General features: G+C 66.1%; 12 protein-coding genes and 1 riboswitch. Of the genes, 10 read left to right on the top strand and 2 right to left on the bottom strand.

Translation table 11 applies throughout. The features are described 5' to 3' along the window. On the bottom strand, positions 1–1121 hold a 1121-nt coding region (locus AAF184_12360), incomplete at its 3' end, for a hypothetical protein (GenBank protein MEO0423125.1). Between the two features lie 253 nt (positions 1122–1374). On the opposite strand from AAF184_12360, the gene AAF184_12365 reads away from it, so the two are divergent. The 5 genes from AAF184_12365 to AAF184_12385 all read left to right on the top strand — a co-directional run bounded on the left by AAF184_12365 (position 1375) and on the right by AAF184_12385 (position 10777). Continuing rightward, on the top strand, positions 1375–4455 hold the full coding sequence (locus AAF184_12365; GenBank protein MEO0423126.1) for an efflux RND transporter permease subunit: 3081 nt from the start codon (positions 1375–1377) through the stop codon (positions 4453–4455). A gap of 19 nt (positions 4456–4474) precedes the next feature. Beyond that, the gene (locus AAF184_12370; GenBank protein ID MEO0423127.1) at positions 4475–5524 is read left to right on the top strand and encodes an efflux RND transporter periplasmic adaptor subunit; all 1050 of its coding nucleotides are present in this window, start codon (positions 4475–4477) and stop codon (positions 5522–5524) included. A 59-nt stretch (positions 5525–5583) separates the two neighbouring features. After that, positions 5584–6657: a histidine kinase gene (locus AAF184_12375; protein ID MEO0423128.1), complete on the top strand. Its 1074-nt coding sequence runs from the start codon at positions 5584–5586 to the stop codon at positions 6655–6657. Between the two features lie 224 nt (positions 6658–6881). Beyond that, entirely contained in the window at positions 6882–7694 is an 813-nt protein-coding gene (locus AAF184_12380) for a LytTR family DNA-binding domain-containing protein (GenBank protein ID MEO0423129.1), read from the top strand. Between the two features lie 560 nt (positions 7695–8254). Then, on the top strand, positions 8255–10777 hold the full coding sequence (locus tag AAF184_12385; protein MEO0423130.1) for an EAL domain-containing protein: 2523 nt from the start codon (positions 8255–8257) through the stop codon (positions 10775–10777). A 63-nt stretch (positions 10778–10840) separates the two neighbouring features. Here the strand turns inward: AAF184_12385 and AAF184_12390 are convergent, their stop codons facing one another. Beyond that, positions 10841–13576: a TonB-dependent receptor gene (locus AAF184_12390; protein ID MEO0423131.1), complete on the bottom strand. Its 2736-nt coding sequence runs from the start codon at positions 13574–13576 to the stop codon at positions 10841–10843. Positions 13577–14169: 593 nt separating this feature from the next. Next, positions 14170–14368, top strand: a riboswitch (cobalamin riboswitch). A 147-nt stretch (positions 14369–14515) separates the two neighbouring features. Here AAF184_12390 and AAF184_12395 point away from each other — a divergent pair. The 5 genes from AAF184_12395 to AAF184_12415 all read left to right on the top strand — a co-directional run bounded on the left by AAF184_12395 (position 14516) and on the right by AAF184_12415 (position 19152). Beyond that, the gene (locus AAF184_12395; GenBank protein ID MEO0423132.1) at positions 14516–15394 is read left to right on the top strand and encodes an ABC transporter substrate-binding protein; all 879 of its coding nucleotides are present in this window, start codon (positions 14516–14518) and stop codon (positions 15392–15394) included. Continuing rightward, a complete protein-coding gene (locus tag AAF184_12400; GenBank protein ID MEO0423133.1) occupies positions 15391–16407 on the top strand; it encodes an iron ABC transporter permease in 1017 nt (338 codons plus the stop codon). The genes AAF184_12395 and AAF184_12400 overlap by 4 nt, the downstream gene beginning before the upstream one ends. Beyond that, complete coding sequence (locus AAF184_12405) at positions 16404–17201, top strand: ABC transporter ATP-binding protein (GenBank protein ID MEO0423134.1); 798 nt, start codon at positions 16404–16406, stop codon at positions 17199–17201. Before AAF184_12400 ends, AAF184_12405 begins: the two co-directional genes overlap by 4 nt. Before the next feature lie 9 nt (positions 17202–17210). Continuing rightward, positions 17211–18725 carry a cobyric acid synthase gene (locus tag AAF184_12410; protein ID MEO0423135.1) on the top strand — a complete coding sequence of 505 codons (1515 nt, stop codon included), beginning with the start codon at positions 17211–17213 and terminating at the stop codon, positions 18723–18725. Between the two features lie 97 nt (positions 18726–18822). Continuing rightward, the gene (locus tag AAF184_12415; GenBank protein ID MEO0423136.1) at positions 18823–19152 is read left to right on the top strand and encodes a carboxypeptidase-like regulatory domain-containing protein; all 330 of its coding nucleotides are present in this window, start codon (positions 18823–18825) and stop codon (positions 19150–19152) included. Positions 19153–19362 lie beyond the last annotated feature (210 nt).

Here is a 19362-nt window from a genome sequence, read left to right on the forward strand (position 1 = left end):
AGTTGCGCGCCGTCGGGGGCGGCATCGCGCACCACCTGTTCGTGGGCTCGGGCGGCGACCACCGTCGCGCCCGCGTTCACGTAGGGCGCCACGCCGAGCACATGATCGGAGTGGTGGTGGGTGAGCACGCCGTAGCGCAACGGCTTGTCGGTGGCCTCGCCCAGGGAGTCGAGGCTCGCGGCCACGGCCGCCGTGCCGCCTATGCCGAGTACGTAGTCCTCCATCTCCACGAACAGGGCGTAGGTGCCGTTGCCTCCAATCAGGTAGACGCCCTCATCGATGGCTTGGCGCTGAAAGGCGTCGGGCGCCAGGGGGGCGCTGTGGGCGAACGCTTCGGGCATCTCGACGAAGGGCGCCGAGTCCACATCCAGCGCCATCTTCAGGTTGTTTCGCTCGAGGTTGATGTCGCCGTTAAGTCGCAGTTCGAAGCGCTTGTGCAGGGGGATGCCGTCGACCGTCTCGTAGTCGGAGAAGTGGTACTCGACCAGGCCGAAACCGGGGAACACACGCTCGCTGCGGTTGATCAGGCCGCTTTGCCGATCGACGTAGAGGCTGATGGCGGGGCCCACGGTCATGCTGAAGGTCAGCACGTCGTGGGGTCGGTCCTGGTAGGACGTCTCCCCGAGGTAGTGCGCTGTGCGGCTCTGCTCGTTCAGTTGGCGCAGGAGCAGCACCGGGGTGACCCGAACGAAGGGACCGCTGGTATTGGCGAAGTCCGGCTCGGCGATCGGCGTCATGGTGTGATCGCGGTAGTTGACCTGGAAGTTCTGCTCGCCGTTCAGCAGCGTGCCGTTGGCGAAGGCGCCTCCGCCGCCGCTGCCGTAGACGCGGTTGGCGAACACCTGGTTCTGCACGTCGATGAACACCTGGCCGTGGCTCTCGCCGCGATCCCAGGGTTGGGCGGTGCCGCGGCTCTGGTTGACGCTGTAGTTCGTGTCCTCGAATTCGACGGCCACCGAGCGTAGGCCCATCACCTTGTCGCGGCCGCCGTAGGCCTCATTCGCCCGCTGCAGCACGGTTTGCACCTGCTCGAGGCTCTGCTGCGTGAGGGTCTGCGCTGGCGCCGTGTTGGCCACGGCGCAGCACGCCGTGACGAGTATCAAATCGCGGAGTGCTCTCATGGTGGGTCCCCTTACCTGGGTTGCCGAGGGAGGCCTCGAGTCTTCCACAGGGCCTCGTTCCTCGAGGCGCCTTTGCGGTGAATCGAGCGGGTTCAACGACGAGGCGTTTCGACGTAATACGAGCGGTTTCGTCTCGTCGTGAATGGCCTTCGTCCCGCCGGATTCGCCTTTTCTTGGCGCCCTGTCGCCGTCACTGTGAGCCTCCCAAACGGCGCGTCGCCGTTCGCTTCACCGTGGGACGAGGGTTCGCAACATGTCACTCATTCGCCTGTCCGCCGACCATCCGCCGGCCCTATTGGCCAGCGCGGTCCTGGTGATCGTGCTGGGCGTGGTGGGGGTGGCGACGCTGCCCATCCAGATGCTGCCGAACATCGAGTATCCCCAGATCAACATCAACACCGCGTGGCGCGCAGCCGCCCCGCAGGAAGTGGAGGCCAACATCATCAAGCCCCAGGAGGACGCCCTGCGCGCCGTCCCCGGGGTGGTGAAGATGAGCAGTCGCATCAACGCGGGCGGTGGCAACATCCGCCTCGACTTCGATCTGGAAACGGACCTGCGCCAAGCCATGCTCGACGTGCTCAGCGCGCTTAACAACACTGATGACCTGCCGAGCGACGCGCAGGAGCCCTCCATTCAGGTGGGCGGTTGGGACGCGCCGATGGCCACCCTGCTCGTACACCCGGAGGTGCCCGTGCCCGGCACGGACGTGACGGAGTTTCAGCGCATCATCGAAGACGAGGTCGAACCCCGCCTGCTGGCGGTGGACGGCGTGCAGCGGGTGGACCTCGCGAGCGAACGCGAACCCCTGGTGCTCGTGACCTTCGATCCCCACCGCGCAGCGAGCCTCGGGGTCGAGATCTCACAGATCAGCGAGGCGCTGAATCGTGCCGTGCACAGCACCGGCGGCACGGCGAGCGTGGGGCGTCGTCAGTACACGGTGCGCTTCCTCGGCGGCTTCGACCTGTCGCAGCTCGGCAACCTCATCGTGGCGCGCCGCGCCGACCAACCCATCTACCTGCGCGACATCGCCGAGGTGACCACGGAGCTGTACCCGCGCTCGGGCTTCATGTACCGCACGGGCTACCCCGCCTACTACATCCGCGTGCAGGGCAAGTACGGCGCCAACACGGTAACCGTGCTGGATCAGATCAACGGCGTCATCGAAGAACTCAACGCGGGCCCCCTGCAGCAGGAGGCGCTGCGGATCGTGCTCAGCTTCGATGCCTCCGTGCACATTCGCCGCGCCATCGCGTTGGTAAACGGCAACCTGCTGTTGGGTGTGGCCCTCGCCCTCAGCGTGCTGTGGCTGTTCCTGCGCGGGTGGCGGGCGACGCTCCTCATCGCGCTGACGATACCCTTCTCCCTGCTATCGGCTTTCATCGCCTTGAGCTTGCTCGGGCGCAGCCTCAACGTCGTGTCCCTGGCCGGGCTGGCGTTCGCCGTGGGCCTGGTGCTCGATGCGGCCATCATCGTGCAGGAGAACATCGTGCGCCTGCGCCAGGGCGGCATGCCCATGGGGCAGGCGGTCCGCGAGGGGCCCTCGCAGGTGGTGGGGGCGCTGTTCGCCTCTACGGTCACGAGCGTCGCCATCTTCCTGCCGATCCTGTTCATGCGCGGTATCGAAGGTCAGCTGTTTGCGGATCTCGCCCTCACCCTGTCGGTGGCCGTGGCCGCCTCGACGGTGGCCGCGCTGACCGTGTTGCCGGTGGCGAGTGGCTTCCTGCTGCGCGGCGTGTCGGTGACCGATCGACTCTCTCCCCTGTGGGACCGGCTGACCGCCACGTTGATGGCGCTCACGGGATCGCCCCGGCGCCGCCTCATGTGGGTGGTGCTGCTGCTGTCCGTGCCGCCGGTGCTCACGGTCACCCTGGCGCCCAAGCTCGACTTCCTGCCGCAGGCGGACGCCGACGGCGTGCAGGTGTCCTTCAGCCTGCCCGAGGGCATTCCCTTAGGCACCATCGAGCGCGAGCTCATGGCCGATGTGATGCGGCGCCTGAAGCCCCACGTGGACGGCGAGGCGCGGCCCGGCATCCGGGGCTACAACCTCTACTCCTACGGCGCCAACGCGTCCGGCGTGTTCATCTATCCCCAGGATCCGCGTGAAGCACCCGAGCTGATGGAATTGCTGCGCGAGGAGCTGCTCGCCGGCTTGCCCGGCACCGATGTCTTCGTCTCGCGCGCCTCCCTGCTGAACATCGGCGTCTCGGGCGGGCGCAACATCGACATCGACATCCAGGGCCCGGAGCTGGTGCCCCTGATGGAAGCGGCGCGTGCGGGGCAGGCGGCGATCGACGCCGGCCTGGATGGCTGGTCCGCCCGCGCCATGCCCGGCGTCACCCTCTCCAAGCCTGAGCTGCAGCTGATGCCCGACGACCTTCGCATCGTGCAGGCGGGGCTCGATCGCGCGGACATCGCCGACGCCACGCGTGCCTTCACCGGCGGCCTCTTCGGCGGGCGCTACTTCGACGGCAACGAGGGCTACGACGTGATCCTCTGGGGCGGGGGTTGGGAGACGCCGGAAGACCTGGCCGCCACGCCCATCGCCACGCCGCTGGCGGGCGTGCAGCTACTGGGCGAGTTGGCTCAACCCCAGCGCACCGTCGGCCCCACGCAGCTGCGCCGCGTGAACGGTCAGCGCACGATCACCCTGCAGGTGCTGCCCCCGGCGGAGCTGACCATGGAGGAGGCGCTCGAGACCCTGCGCGGCGTGGTCGACCCGGTGCTCGCCGACGCCCTGCCGGCCCAGGCGAGCGTCTTCTACCGCGGTACCGCCGATCAGTTGGCGGGCGCCGTGAGCACGATGGCGCGCAACTTCGTCCTCGCCATCCTGATCCTGCTGCTGATCATGGCGGCGATGTTCCGCTCCCTGCGCGACAGCCTGATCGTGGTGCTGGTGATGCCCTTGGCCGTGGTGGGGGGCGTGATTTCCCTGCGCGTCCTGAACCTCTTTACCCACCAGTCGCTGGAGCTGCTCACGATGATCGGCTTCATCATCATGCTGGGCCTGGTGGTGAACAACGCCATCCTGCTCGTGCATCAAACGCGTGCGGCGGAGCGCGAGGGCGCTTCGCGGCGCGACGCCGTGGCGCAGGCCATACGCCTGCGGGCCCGACCCATCTTCATGAGTACGTTAACGTCCGTGTTCGGTATGTTGCCGCTGATGCTGGTGCCGGGCGCGGGCAGTGAAATCTATCGCGGACTGGCCACGGTGATCGTCGGCGGCATGAGCGTGAGCGCCGTGTTCACGTTGGTGCTGTTGCCGAGCATCTTGCGCCTCGGGGAGCGGCGCCAGGCGACCGCCGACGGATCGCTCGCGCCCCTGTCCGCCGCCTGACCTTGAGGAGACCGCCATCATGAAACGTCCCACGCTGTCGATGAGTGCCTTGGCCCTGCTGCCCCTGGCAGCGTTCGCCCAAGTGCCGAACGGGCCCAGCGTGCCCGTCACCGTCTCGCAGGTGATCTCCGAGGCGCTGATCCCTCGCATCGCGAGTGCCGGCACGGTGCACAGTCGAAACGCGGCCTCGCTCACGGCGGGCCTCGACGGTCAGCTGCAGTGGGTGGCTGAACCGGGCACCTACGTGCGCGCCGGTGAGGCCGTCGCGCGCTTCGACTGCGATGCCCTGCACCTGCAGATGGAGGAGCAGCAGGCGGAGGTGGAGCGGGAGCAGATCCGGGCGCGGGCCTTCGCCGAGGAGGTGGAACGCCTGGAGCAGGCGCAGCTGGCCGCGTCCGTGAGCCAGGTGGCGCGGGTGCGGGCCGATCGAGACCTCGCCCGCATGGAGGGGCGCATCGGCAGCGTTCGGGTGCGTCAGACGCGCAAGGCGCTGGAGCGTTGCACGGTGCCGGCGCCCTTCGCGGGCGTGGTGATCACCCAGGCGCGACGCGGCGGCGAGGACGTGTCCCGCGGCGACGTGCTCGCGGAGATGACGGATACGCGAACCCTCGAAGTGCGTGCCGCTGTGCCCGTGCGCCACTTGCCGCGCGTGTCGACGGGCGTGCAGGTGGATGTGACGCTCGGCGAGCTCACCCTGCCCGGGCTGGTGCGCACGGTGGTGCCGGCGGCCGTGGAGGCGTCGCAGACCTTCGAACTGCGCATCGACCTGCCCGGGGACGCGTCGACCTATCTGGCGGCGGGCCAGCTCGTGAGCCTCGCGATTCCCATCTCGGCGAACCACGCGCTCACCGTGCCCCGCGACGCGGTCGTGCTCGGCGCTGACGGCGCCTTCGTCATGCGCATCGGCAGCGACAACCGCGCGGAGCGCGTGGCCGTACTGTTGCGCGAGGCGAGTGGCCCGCGCGTGGCGGTCGAGGGATCGTTGAGCCCTGGGGATCGCGTGGCTGTGCGCGGTGCCGAAGCCCTCGATGACGGCGAGGCGGTCGCCGTGCTCACGGCGGGGGGCTGAATCCTGCACGCGTTAGCCCAAATCCCACAGGGTGATGCGCCTGTGCGATTCTTATCCCCATGAACATCCGGGAGCTGCTGGCGGACCGCAACCGCTTCTATTGGGCCTTGAACCTGAGCGGGTGGGCGGGCTACGTGGTGACCGCCTACATCGGCGCCTTCGCCTACGACAAGCCCGAGTCCTACCTGTGGGTGATCTCCGTCTCGGGCCTGCTCGGGATCGCCTTCACCGTGCCCATGCGAGCGATCTACCGGCGCTGGTGGTCCTTCCCACCGGTGAAGCTGGCGCTTTCGGCGCTCGCCCTGTGCTTCGCCCTCGCCAGCGTGCGCTCCCTGGTGATCAACCAGCTCTACTTCGATTGGGTGAAGGGCGGCTGGACGCCGAGCGACTGGAAGAGCTACTTCGGCGGCTACCTCGGCACCTTCTACCTCTTCGTGTGCTGGAGCGGGCTCTACTTCGGCATCAAGTACTACCAGGAGCTGCAGGACCAGACGCGTCGCGCCCTGAACGCCACGGCGGCGGCGCACCAGGCGCAGCTCACCATGCTGCGCTACCAGCTCAATCCGCATTTCCTCTTCAACACCCTGAACGCCATCTCCACCCTGATCCTCGATCACCGCACGGAGATGGCCAACGAGTGCGTGACGCGCCTAAGCGATTTCTTGCGCTACTCCCTGGACAACGACCCCATGCGCCGGGTGACTCTGCGCCAGGAGCTGGAGGCCCTGGATCTGTACCTCGAGATCGAGAAGGTCCGCTTCGGCGAGCGCCTCACGATCCAGCGCGAGGTGGCCGGTGATGCCCTCGACGGCCTCGTGCCCAGCCTGATCCTGCAGCCGCTGATCGAGAACGCGGTGAAGTATGCGATCAGCCCGCGCGAGGAGGGCGGCACCATCCGCATCGCCGCCCGCACCCATCACCAATCCCTGATGGTGACCATCGCCGACGACGGCCCGGGCCTCAAGAACGGCAGCACCGCAAGCCACGGCTCCACCGGCGTGGGCCTGAAGAACACCCGCGAGCGCTTGAAGCAACTCTACGGCGACGCCCAGGCCCTGACCCTCGCGCCGAACAGCCCCAAGGGCTTGGTCATCAGCATCAACCTGCCCCTGGAGCGCGAGGCCTCGAGCTAGGGGAGGCGGTCTGCCGGGGCGCGTCCCAGGGACGAGGTGCGCTGACCGGCGAAGGGGGCGAGCGGTACCGGAAAGCGCTTCGATCGGCCTGGGACCTTCCTTTCGCAGGCGCCTCCCTTCGGTGTTTCGGAACCTCTCGTGCGACGCACTGTCTCCTGAGATCATCAGGGCACTAGGAGAACCTGGCGGATGGCGCCGCCCGCGAGGCCAGGGGGAACTCGGGAGTGAAGACACTGAGAACGATCATCGTCGACGACGAGGAACTGGCCCGCCGGGGCCTGGAGATCCGCCTCCGCAAGGAGGAGGACATCGACATCTGTGCCCGCTGCAGCACCGGCCGTGAAGCGATCGCGGCCGTGCGCGAGCACGAACCGGACCTCGTGTTCCTGGATATTCAGATGCCCGTGCTCGACGGCTTCGCCACCCTTCGCGAATTCGCGGGCCCGCAGATGCCCATCGTCATCTTTGTCACGGCCTTCGCCGAGCACGCGATCCGTGCCTTCGAGGCTAACGCCCTCGATTACCTCCTGAAGCCCATCGACGACCGACGGTTGCAGGCCGCCCTGCAGCGCGCCCGTGCCCACGCCGTGGCGCGCGAGGCGTCGGACCACCGCTCGCGTCTGCTGAAGTTGATCTGCGACATCACCGGTGAGGAGATGTCCCTGGAGCAGGCGCTCGAGAACGAGGGCGCCTTGCAGGCCAAGCCACGACGCCTGGCGATCAAGAACGCCGGCCGCACCACCTGCGTGGACATGGACGACATCGCCTGGATCGAGTCGGCGGGCGACTACCTGTGCGTGCACGCCCTCGGCGAGACCCACGTGCTGCGCGGGACCATGAAGCAGATCGAGCAGATGCTGGGCACGGAGCGCTTCGCCCGCGTGCATCGCTCCACCATCGTCAACATCACCCGCGTCTCCTCGATCCGCGGGCATATCAACGGCGAGTCCTTCCTAGAGCTCGACTGTGGCAAGGAGCTGAAGGTCAGCCGTAGCTACCGCGATTGCGTGGAGCGTATCGCCCAGCAGCTCTCGTAGGTGAGGCCCTCAGGTCTGGCCTGCTTTGCCAACGCGTACCATTCGCCAAAGCTGGGTTGTCTGCGCTATCAGCGCTGGCGAGGGGCAGGTGATTGGAGGTGCCGGTCGGCTCGCCCCACCGTACCAGCAGGCTCAGTGGCTGCAGACGAGTGTAAGCTCAGGGTTACCCTCAATGTCAACAATAATCTTGGTTGAGCTGTGGCAATTGCACGAAGGCGACCGCAGTCCGCGGCGTATGCCGGGCACGATTGCAAGCTCCAGCAACTCCTCTTGAGTGAAAATCGCCAAAAAGCCTCGATCAACAGCGTCTGCGAGTTCGATGAGAGCCAACACCTGACGATTGCGTAAGCCGAACCTTCGCGAGTTAGCTCTCAACTAGGGGCTTGTTGCGGTGCCGCGGGTTCCTTTCCAGGTGATCGGGTTCAGCCAAAGCATGGTGTGCAGGGCTGGTATAGCTCCTCCTTCTAACGCGATAATGCGACGTTCGCCTCGACTTGCGATGCAGCATCGTGGGCCGAAGCCCTTACCACCGCTTCGGGTTCGCTCTGAGGAGACTACGCGTGACTTCAGGCTCAGACGATGCTCTCCCGACGCACTACTTACAACGAGAGCTTGAAAACCTGGTGCGCGAGAGCCCTTCCGTATTCCGGTTTATCGAGGAGGGGTCGCTGGATGGTTTGTGGTATTGGGATCTAATCGACGGCGATGCCGAATGGATGAGCGATCGCTTCTGGTCCGTGTTGGGGGTCGATCCCGCAACGAAAACAGCTTCCGCGTCCGAGTGGCAGGCGATCATTGACCCTCACGATCGAGAGGTCGCCCTAGCGAATGCGAAAGCTCACATGGCGAATCCTGACCACCCCTACGACCAGGTTGTCCGGTACAGGCACGCCGATGGACACACGGTATGGGTGCGGTGTCGCGGCATTGCCATCCGTGATGGAGACGGAGTTCCGGTTCGGATGCTCGGCGCGCACAACGATATCAGCGACGTTATGCGCCGACAGCAAGCACTCGAGCGAGCGGAACAACAGCTTCGGGTTTCCTTCGACAATGCCCCTATCGGCATGGTACTTGCGCGGGTCGATGGCTCCCTGTTCGCCGTCAATGACGCCTTCTGTGACTTCGTTCAACGGGACCGGGCTTCGCTGCTCAAAGCAGACTACCAGTCCATTACGCATCCGGACGATGTGGAGAGCAGCGTAGGGATTATCGAATCACTCATCCACGGTGAGCTGCGGTCAGCTCAGGCCGAGAAGCGCTACCTTTTGCCCGATGGATCCCCTGTGTGGGGGATGTTGTCGGTCTCAGTGGCCCGCGACACGAACGGAGAACCCCTCCACTTCATCGCTCAAGTCAAAGACCTCAACAAAGAAAAAGAAGCACGGCAGGTGGCCGAGCGCGCTGAAGCACTCTTCCGGGCCTCGTTCGATGACTCGTCCTCCGGACAGCTCCTGGTTTCGCTCGATCCTGGGGAGTTAGGGTGCATTGCGGAAGCGAATAACGCGGCAGAGCGCATTCTGCGCACTGACGATCTGCCCGGAAACCTCTTCATCGATTTCATTGGCCCCGATCATCGCTCGGAAGCAGACTCAATGCTGAACACCTTGGCCCAATCAGGCTCTCGGTTCGAGTTGGAGTGGCAGGCGCAACCGTCCTACGACGAGCAAAGCCGATGGGTTCGCGCAGTAGGCACACGAGTTGGTGAGCATAGTGATTCCAACCCTCATGCCCTCGTTCAAATCGAGGACATTACAGAGCGAAAAGACGCACTGGAACGCCTCGAGCACATGGCCAACCATGATCTGCTCACGGGGCTGCCAAACAGATCGCTAGCGGTCGATCGACTGGAGCAGGGGCTTGCAAGGGCGCGTCGTCGCAACTCTCGGGTCGGATTGCTGTTCCTCGACTTGGACAACTTCAAGGTGGTGAACGACAGCCTCGGCCATCCGGCAGGGGATGAGCTGTTGCGGGCTGTCGCCGCAGTGATCGTGCGGGTGGTGCGCGAGAGCGACACGGCGGCTCGCTTCGGTGGAGATGAGTTCATCGTGATTTGCGATGACCTGCCTACTGACCTCGCCGAGGCTGAGCGAGTCTTGAACGCGACCGCTGAGCGTATCTCCGACGCGCTCCTCACACCGATTGAGGCCTCAGGTGGGCTAAGCACCGTGAGAGTCTCTATAGGCGCCCGTCTTTCCAACGGTTCCGAAGACACGGCGCAACTCATGATTAGCGATGCGGACGCCGCCTTGTATCGAGCCAAGTCGCTGGGCCGTTCAAGAACACAGATGTTCGAAACTGCTATGCGACAGCGGGCCGTGGATCGGATGAACATGGAGCGTGAACTTCGTGATGCGATCCGTGAGCATCAACTGTCGGTGGTCTATCAACCAATCGCCAATCTCATCTCCGGTGAGGTCTCCCACGCGGAGGCGCTGGTGCGATGGAATCACCCTGAAAAGGGCGTGATTCTGCCAGGTCGCTTTATCGAAATAGCTGAGGACACGGGGCTCATCGTGCCTCTCGGCGAATTCGTATTTGAGCAAGTACTTCAGGACTTGCAGCGCTTCCCGAAGGAGCTGAACGGCATGAGGGTCGCGATCAATGCTTCTGCTAGGCAGATCGGGCAGACAGATTTCGCCGGTCTCGTTCGGCAAGGGCTCGATCGCCACCAACTCGAGCATCGAGTGTCTATCGAGCTAACGGAAAGTGCGATGCTGCAAGCCTATGGGTCGATGCGGCGTCAAATCGACGAACTGAGGGCCCGTGGCATTCCGGTCGGCGTAGACGACTTCGGCACGGGGTATGCCACGCTCTCATCGGTCAGGGCGCTTCCGGTGGATTTCTTGAAAATCGACTCGTCATTCGTTGAGCGAGTGGCTGAAGACGCTGCGGACAAAGCCATCGTGTCTTCAATCCTAGCCTTAGCGTCTGGGCTCGGTCTCGGAGTGATTGCCGAGGGCATCGAGACCACCGCCCAACGAGATACGCTGATCGAACTAGGCTGTACCCTTGGTCAAGGGTATTTGATGTCACCGCCTATCCCACCTGGCCGCTTGCGCGACAAGGTGCTCGCAGCGTAGAGGCAAAAAAAGCCCCGCCGCAGGTCATGCGACGGGGCCTACTCACTCAGTTCGCTTACGCGATCAGAACTGACCGCGCAGCTTCAGGTACCACAGGCCGCCGAAGAAACCGCTCGGCGAGGTGGTCGGGTACAGGGCGCCCACGATACCGGCGAACGGGTTCTCGTCCGGGAAGGTATCGAACACGTTCTGTGCACCCAGCACCACTTCGATGCGGTTGTCGAACATGGTGGCGGCTGCCTCCATGTCCACGGTCACGATGGCATCGCTGTCGATCGGCAGGTCGCAACCGCCGAGGGCCGGATCGTCGTTCGTGGCGTCGAGGTGGCACTCGAAGAACTCACCCCAGTAGTTCAACCGCACCATGCCGCGGAACGGGCCTTGGAAGTGGTTGAAGGTGAGGTTGCCGCGGAAGTTCGGGATGTTCTCCTCGAGCTGACGCTGACGACCCAGGGACAGCGGTGCTGCCGTGTCCAGGCCGCGATCGGTCACTTCCGTGTCGGTCCAGTTGAACGCCAGGGCCAACGACGAGCTGGAGCCGTCGTAGATCGTGAAGTCCGTGTTGGCGACCAGGTCGATACCCTGCGTGCGCGTGTCGAAGGAGTTGTTGAAGAAGCCGAAGCTCGCCAAATCCTCCGAACCGGCGAAGTCCGCTGCGTTCAGGATCCCCGCATCGTCCAGGGCGAAGAGCGCCTGGCTGGTGGTGGGGTTGTCCGGCAGCATCACGCCGTTCTCGTCAGCCGTCGCGATCAGCTCACCCTGGAAGTCCTGCTGGGTGGAGATCGAGATGCGGTCGTCCACTTCGATGCGGAAGTAGTCCAGCGTGAAGCTGATCGGACCCGCGTCGAAGGCTGCACCGATGGAGAAGTTCACCGAATCCTCGGGGCCGAGTTCGGGACGTACACCCGTCTGCGCTTCCAGGCGATCAGCGATGAACTGACCGGCTGCGCTCGAGAGCGGAATGGTGCCCTGGTCGTTCAGCACGCCGCCGGTGAAGGCGGTGGTGATGTTGGTCACGTTGGCCTGACCCGCCGTCGGGGCCTTGAAGCCCGTGCTGATGGTGGAGCGCAGGGTGACGTTGTCGCTGGCCTTGAACAGACCGCCCAACTTCCAGTTGGTGGTGCTGCCGAAGGTGTCGTAGTCCTCGAAGCGAACGGCGCCTTGCAGGACCAAGCGGTCGGTGATGTCGGTTTCCGTTTCGAAGTACAGAGCGTAGTTGCTCTGGGAGTTGGTGCCGGCGCTGGCGGCGGTGAAGCCACCGAAGCCGTTGGAGCTCGAGGAGAAGCCCTGACCGGCCGGGAAGGCGTCGGACGGGGCGGCCAGCGGACCGATCTCGAAGGAGTTCGCGTCACCGGCGATGATCTCGAATTCCTCTTCGCGGTACTGGAAGCCGAAGGCGATACCGATGTCCGAGGCGAAGACGCTGTTCGGGATGCCGTAACCGAGGTTCAACTCGATGTTGTTATCCGTCTGCACGTAGCCGCCCGGGTTGAAGTCGCGGGGCGAATCCGGACCGAGGGACGCGTTCAGCGTGTTGTTGATGAAGAAGTTGATCTCGTTCTCACCCCAGTAGTAGCTGAGGTCGTAGGTGAGACCGTTGCCCCAGGGGATCTCGCCGCGCAGGCCAACCGCCACCGACGCATCTTCCAGGTCACCACCGAAGCGCGGCGTGAAGCCGCCGGGGATGGTCTCGACGAAGGAGAAGCAGTTCGGGTCAGCGATCAGGGCCGCCAGGCCGTCCGGGTCAGGCAGGCCGTCGACCACAGGGACTACGGGGCAGTTGCCGGAGCCGTCGGGCGTCAGGTCGCCCACCAGCAGGTTGGCGCCGCCGTCGTTGGAGTACACACCGCCGCGGTTGGTGGGGTTGCGGTAGAAGAAGCCGCCGTCCACGTTGCGCTCGGCGTAGTTACCGAAGGCGTAGAGCTCGGCGTATTCGTTCAAGGGCAGGCCGGCATTGACGAAGACGGAGATGTCATCGTTGATGTTCGGCTGACCCCAGATCTGGGTGAACTCGTCGGTGACGCCGTTCACGGAGATATCCATGACGTCTGCGTTGCCGGCGGCGATCAGGCCCAGGGCGTCGTCGCGCTGGACGGAGCGGATCGTGTCGTTGATCTCGCTGTACTCGGCGCTGATGTTGACGAAGCTGCCGTCAGTCCAGAGCGGGAAGCCCACGTTACCGGAGATGGAGAACTGCTCACCGTCTCCCGCGTAAGCCTCGCCGCCCTCGATCTCGAAGGAGGCACCTTCCGAAGCATCCTTCAGCACGAAGTTGATCACGCCGGCGATGGCGTCCGAACCGTACTGGGAGGCGGCGCCGTCGCGCAGCACTTCCACCTGCTTCAGGGCGATGGCCGGGATCACGGAGATGTCCGGGCCCTGGGCACCGTCGGAGATACCGCCGCCGAGGAAGCTGATGACCGCGGCGCGGTGGCGGCGCTTGCCGTTCACCAGGACCAGGGTTTCATCCGGCGCCAGGCCGCGGAGGTTGGCGGGGCGGATGAGCGTGGCCGCATCGGAGATCGGCTGGGAATTCACGTTAAAGGACGGCACGGAGGTACGCAGGATGTTCTGGATGTCCGTGTTGCCCTGGTTCAGCAGTTCGTCCTGCCCGATCACGTCGACCGGTGCAGGCGTCTCTGCTGCGGAGCGTTCGGCACGTCGGGTACCGACGCTGATGACTTCTTCCACCGGGCCTTCGCTCTGGGCGAGGGCTAAGGTGGGCAGCCCGCCGCTGACGCAGGCGGCGGCGACGGCAACGACCAGCGGTAGCCGTGACTGGTGAGTCGATAACTTCATAGGATCAAGTTCCCCCTAGACTCAAATACATTCCCCGCCCGCCAGCACGGCGACGGTTCGTTCATGACACGCAACGCCAGGACCCGGTCGAAAGCGGTTTCCCCTTCGCTAGCCTCATCCCGGCCCTGTCTCCGAGGGTGCCCCCCCTCTAATGGATCACCCGCGGAATGCGTTGCAGGCCGTTGTCTTCACAACGGGTTTACCCTGCACTGCAGTGTCATGGATCCGCAATATAGCCCAGTGTTGCGCGAAGTTGTATTAAAGCTTCCGGACGATCCTCTGTGGGGTGTCGAATTTCCTGTCCCGATGTTGCTTTGACGCAACGGATGCCTGCCGGTGCCGGGAGTCCTGAAGGGGGCGCGGAGCTGCCCGCGTCCCCGAGGTCGCCAGGGCCCTTCGAGACCGACTGAACACTTAGGGGCGAATGATGAGCAGCGGGCGGCAACGGTCGCACGCTTTCCGGTCGACGGTCGCGAGCGGTGCTCGCCGGTGTCTTCGCCGGGTCAATCGGCTCGCTAGGCGGTGCGTGTCGCTTGTGCCCGCGTAGGGCGAAACCGTGCCAGGAGCCGCGTTGACAGGGGCTACGCCCTGTCCCATAGTCCCGCGAAGATGGTGTCCGGTAAGGACTTGATAGGGAACCCGGTGCAACTCCGGGACTGTGCCCGCAACTGTAAACGGTGAGCAGGCAGCACTGACGCCACTGGCTTTCGCGTCCACCGCGAGGCTGGGAAGGCCGCTGCCGAACGCGACGACCCGTGAGTCAGTAGACCTGCCATCGCGTCGCTCGTCCGGGGCCGGGTCCAGCCCTCGAGGACAGGAATTCCTGCATTCCCTTGAAGCGACACGGTGTCCGATACCGCGCCCCAGGTGTGCCCTGTAGCGACGGACTCATGTGGCGAAATGCGCTCGCGTCGGTACGCGAGCTCGGCGGGAACACCCATGACGGCGCGCCTTCGCGGAATCTGCCTCGGTCTCCTTGCGACGCTGCTCGGGGCTTGCGGTCACCCACCTGATCCCGCGCCGTCCGCGGCGCTGCCGCCTGCACCCGCGCGGGCGCAGCGGGTCATCAGCCTCGACTACTGCGCAGATCAATACGTCGTGGCGCTGCTCGATCGCGAGCACATCCTGCGCGTCTCGCCGCACGCCACGGCCACCTACTCGTGGGTACGCGACCGCGCTGAGGGCTTGCCCAGCGTGCGCCCGAGCGCCGAGGACGTGCTCGTGCTGCAACCGGACCTGGTGGTGCGCAGCTACGGCGGCGGACCGCGGGCTGGGCAGTTCCTTGCCCAGGCCGGGATCCCCGTGGTGCAAGTGCCCTACGTGAACGACATCGCCGGCGCCAAGCGCAGCGTCGAGGCCATGGGCGCAGCGCTCGGTATGCCCGAGCGAGGCCGCGCGCTCGCCACGCGGATGACGCAGCGTCTGGCGGCTCTTGCAAACCAGGCGACGAGCGATGGGCCCAGCGTGCTGTACCTGCCATCCTCGGGCGTGAGCGCCGGGCCCGGCACCCTCATAGACGAGATGATTCGCACGGCCGGACTGCGCAACTTCCAGCGCAAGGCAGGGTGGCATCCCATTCCCCTCGAACGGATGGCCTACGAAAAGCCTGAGGTGATCGCCCTCGCCTTCGTGGGCGATCGCGATCCCATCGTGGACGCCTGGTCCTCCGCCACCCACCCGGTCGCCCGTCGCCAGGTGCATACGCTGCCGACGGTCAGGCTGGACTCGTCCTGGGTGGCCTGTGGCGGTTGGTTCCTGGTCGAGGCGGTGGAAGCCTTGGCCGGCGTGGCGGTGGTCGCCGAAGCGGCCCGGCGATGAGCGCTTGGCGCCCGCCGCGGGATGCGGCGCTCATCATCGCCTTGCTGGTCGCCATCGGCCTCGGGCTGTTCGCCGCCACGTTGTTGGGTTCGACGCCCCTGCCACTGACGCGCGTCCTGGGCGCCCTGGCCGGCGTCGGCACGCCCGGCGATGCCATCGTGGTGTGGGAGATTCGCTTGCCGCGGGCCGCCGCCGCCTTGCTCGTCGGCATCGCCCTCGGCGTGAGCGGCGCAGCGCTGCAGGGGTTGTTACGCAATCCGTTGGCCGAGCCCGGGGTGCTGGGCGTCTCGGCCTCGGCGACCCTCGGCGCCACCCTGGTGCTGTACTACGGCCTCGGCACCGTGAGCGTCTTTCTGGTGCCGATGAGCGCGGCGCTGGCCGCAGTCCTCGCCACCGCGCTGTTGGCGGCCGTCGCCCTGCGCGTGCGATCCGTGGTCACGCTGATCCTGGTGGGCGTGGGGCTGTCGAGCTTCGTCGGTGCCGTGATGGCGCTGTTGCTCAACCTGGCGCCGAATCCCTTCTCCCTGGCGGACATGATCAACTGGACCCTCGGCACCGTCGCCAACCGCAGCGCCCGCGATCTCGCCGTGGCCGTGCCCTTCATCGGCACGGGCGTAGCGATCCTGCTGATCTCGCGTCGCCCCCTGACGGCGCTCGCGCTGGGCGAGGAAGCCGCCGCGGCGGTGGGTGTGCACCTGGCGCAGGCGCGTCTGCGGGTGGTGATCGGGGCCGGCATCGCCACTGGCGGCGCCGTTGCGCTGGCCGGGGCGGTCGGCTTCGTCGGTATCGTCGCACCCCACGTGGTGCGTCCCCTCGTGCAGTACGACCCGGCTCGTACCCTGATCCCCGCCGGCTTGCTGGGCGGCTTGGTGCTGGTGCTGGCGGACATCGCGGTTCGCCTGGTGCCCACCAGCAGCGAGCTCAAGCTCGGCGTGGTGGCGGCCCTGCTTGGCGCGCCCGCGTTCGTCTGGATCGCCATGCAACGCCGATCGGGTCAGGGGGAGCGCCCATGAGCGTCGCCACGCCCATGGCTCTGGTGCTCGAGGGGGTCAGCGCGTCGATCGGTGATCGTGAGGTGTTGCGATCGATCGATCTGCGCATCTCCCAGGGCGAGCTTGTGGTTCTGTTAGGTTCCAACGGTGCAGGCAAGACCAGCCTGATGCGCTGCGCGCTCGGCTTGGCGCCGATCAGTGCGGGTGTCGCCTCAATCGGTGATGCGCCAGCCAATCGCTTGTCACCGGTGGAGCGCGCCCAGCGCGTCTCCTACCTGCCGCAGAGCCGCTCGCTGGCGTGGCCGGTCCGAGTGATCGATGTGGTCTCCCTGGGACGCTACGCCTACGGGGCGACGCCCGGCCGGCTCGGTGACGACGATCGCCGAGCCGTGCACGATGCGCTGACCGCTTGCCACCTGAGCGATTTCGCCCACCGCCGCGCCGATGCCCTGTCCGGGGGCGAGCTGGCGCGGGTGCATCTGGCGCGCGCCCTCGCCGCCGAGGCGCCGCTGCTGGTGGCGGACGAGCCCGTGGCGGCGCTCGATCCGCGCTACCAGTTCGATGTGATGCACGGGCTGCAGCGCTACGTACGCGAGGGCGGCGGCGGCGCGCTGGTCGTGTTGCACGACTTCGCCCTGGCGGCCCGCTTCGCCGATCGCCTGGTGTGGCTGCAGGACGGGCGGATCGTGGCCGACGGTCCACCGCGGGTCACCTTGACGCCGCAGCGCCTACGCGATGTCTTCGCCATCGAGGGGCGTGTGAGCGAGGACCCGGACGGCCTCACAGTGCGCATCGTCGACGCGTTGGCTCCCTAGCATTCAGCCATGTCCACCCGCGCCATCATGATTCAGGGCACCGGCTCCAACGTCGGCAAGTCGGTGATCGTGGCCGGCCTCTGCCGGGTCGCCAAGCGCCGAGGCCTGAGCGTGGCGCCGTTCAAGGCGCAGAACATGTCCAACAACGCGGCCGTCTGTGCCGATGGCGGTGAGATCGGTCGGGCGCAGGCGCTCCAGGCCCGCGCTTGCGGCATCTCGCCGAGCGTTCATCACAATCCGGTGCTGATCAAACCCGAGAGCGACTGCGGCGCGCGCTTGATCGTGCGCGGACAGGTGGCCGGGCAGTTGCAGGCGAGCGCCTACCGCGAGCGGCGCGAGCACTTGCTGCAAGCGGTGCTCGGCAGCTTCGCCGAGCTGGCCACTCGCCACGAGCTGATCATCGTCGAAGGGGCTGGCAGTCCGGCGGAGGTCAACCTGCGCGCGGGCGACATCGCCAACATGGGCTTTGCGACCGCCGCCCAGGTGCCGGTGGTCATGCTGGCCGACATCGATCGCGGCGGCGTTATCGCCTCGCTGGTGGGCACGCAAGCGGTGCTGGCCGCTGACGACGCAGCCATGATCCGGGCCTTCCTCATCAACCGCTTTCGCGGTGATCGCGCTCTGTTCGACGATGGTCTCACCTTCATCCGCGAGCGAACGGGATGGGCCAGCCTCGGCGTGATCCCCTGGCTCGATTGCGTGGCACGTCTGCCCGCGGAGGACGCGATGGACCTCCAGTCGCCGCCGGCGGTGCCTGGGTTGGCGGCTGCGCCCGGCCTCGAGCCCCTGCGCATCGCCGTGCCGCTGACCTCGCGCATCGCCAACGTGGACGACCTCGATCCCCTGCGGGCGGAGCCTAACGTTTCGGTTGAGTGGGTGGCGCCGGGCCGTGCGCTGCCGGCGCAGACCGATGTGGTGCTCTTGCTCGGAACGAAATCGACCCTCGCGGACATGCGCATGCTGCACGAGCAGGGGTGGGCCGAGCAGATTCGCCTTCACGCGCAGCGGGGCGGCTGGGTCACGGGCATTTGCGGTGGCTTGCAGATGCTGGGTGGGCGAATCGTCGATGAGGCGGGCGTAGACGGCGATCCGGGGGGAATCGAGGGGCTGGGTCTGCTGCCGTTCGTGACGCGGATGGCGAAGGAAAAGCAGGTGCGCCAGGCGCAGGGCCAGTGCCTGCGCAGCGGCGCGCCGGTGACGGGTTACGAGATTCACTCGGGGGTCAGGGTAGGGCAGAGGAGCGGCGATCCCTTGCTTAGGCTGAACGGTGTCCTCGAGGGTGAGCGCAGTGGCGATGGGCGGGTGGAGGGCACCTACCTGCACGGCATGTTTCACGGCGACGAGTTCCGCCGGGCATGGTTGGAGACCCGCCGGGCGGGGGCCGGATCGGCCTTGGCCTTCGACGCCAGCGTGGAGGCGGCGCTCGACGAGTTGGCGGATGCCTTGGAGCGGCATGTCGATGTTCGTGCACTGTTTTCCCTGGCGCAGCCTGTGCCCGAGGACGTTGGTCAGCCCGTCGCGTAGGACGGCCAAGAGGTCGGAAACGCTAGCGGGTCGGTTGCTGCGCCCCTGCCGATCTTGGCAGGCTCGTGCAGGCGTCGAGCGAACAGGAAGGATGAGGATGCGACAGCTTCGAGTGATGCTCACCACCTTGGTCGTGCTTACGGGCGGTGCCGCCTGCAGCAGCGTCCACACCTACAGCGGCACCGTCGTCGACGGGTCGGGCGTGCCGATCGAGCGCGTGCGGGTGGAGGTGATGCGCCAGGCGCCCAGGCCCTTCTCCGAGCCGAAGCGTCTCACCACCACGACAGCCGATGATGACGGACGTTTCTCCATCGAGGTGCCTCGTCGCTCGACCTACCTACTGATCGGTGGCTGGGAGGTCGACGCGGCGGAAGCGGCCGGCGGCGAGTACCCGCAGATCGCCCTGCCGGGATCGGAGGACGATTAGCCGTCGCGTATGTCGTGCGTTCGCCCCGCGTGCCTAATGAAAATCCAAGGTAGTACGCAGGGGTAAACGCCTTGGCGTGGGATCCGAATCCCAATCTCTCAACATAACGATCGGTTCTTGGGAAGTGTGTCCCGCGTCGATGACCGATCGTCGGATGGGTCACAAATTCCTGACCTTGACAGGGCAAAGCGTGGCTCGCGCCACCGCATG

The organism is Pseudomonadota bacterium (genome assembly GCA_039815145.1).
Classification (GTDB): domain Bacteria; phylum Pseudomonadota; class Gammaproteobacteria; order Steroidobacterales; family JBCBZW01; genus JBCBZW01.

Excerpts from the sequence above, each read along its gene's own strand:
- AAF184_12370 (MEO0423127.1), top strand. The coding sequence starts at position 4,475 with ATGAAACGTCCCACGCTGTCGATGAGTGCCTTGGCCCTGCTGCCCCTG.
- AAF184_12395 (MEO0423132.1), top strand. The coding sequence starts at position 14,516 with ATGACGGCGCGCCTTCGCGGAATCTGCCTCGGTCTCCTTGCGACGCTG.
- AAF184_12365 (MEO0423126.1), top strand. The coding sequence starts at position 1,375 with ATGTCACTCATTCGCCTGTCCGCCGACCATCCGCCGGCCCTATTGGCC.
- AAF184_12400 (MEO0423133.1), top strand. The coding sequence starts at position 15,391 with ATGAGCGCTTGGCGCCCGCCGCGGGATGCGGCGCTCATCATCGCCTTG.
- AAF184_12390 (MEO0423131.1), bottom strand. The coding sequence starts at position 13,576 with ATGAAGTTATCGACTCACCAGTCACGGCTACCGCTGGTCGTTGCCGTC.
- AAF184_12375 (MEO0423128.1), top strand. The coding sequence starts at position 5,584 with ATGAACATCCGGGAGCTGCTGGCGGACCGCAACCGCTTCTATTGGGCC.
- AAF184_12415 (MEO0423136.1), top strand. The coding sequence starts at position 18,823 with ATGCGACAGCTTCGAGTGATGCTCACCACCTTGGTCGTGCTTACGGGC.
- AAF184_12410 (MEO0423135.1), top strand. The coding sequence starts at position 17,211 with ATGTCCACCCGCGCCATCATGATTCAGGGCACCGGCTCCAACGTCGGC.
- AAF184_12405 (MEO0423134.1), top strand. The coding sequence starts at position 16,404 with ATGAGCGTCGCCACGCCCATGGCTCTGGTGCTCGAGGGGGTCAGCGCG.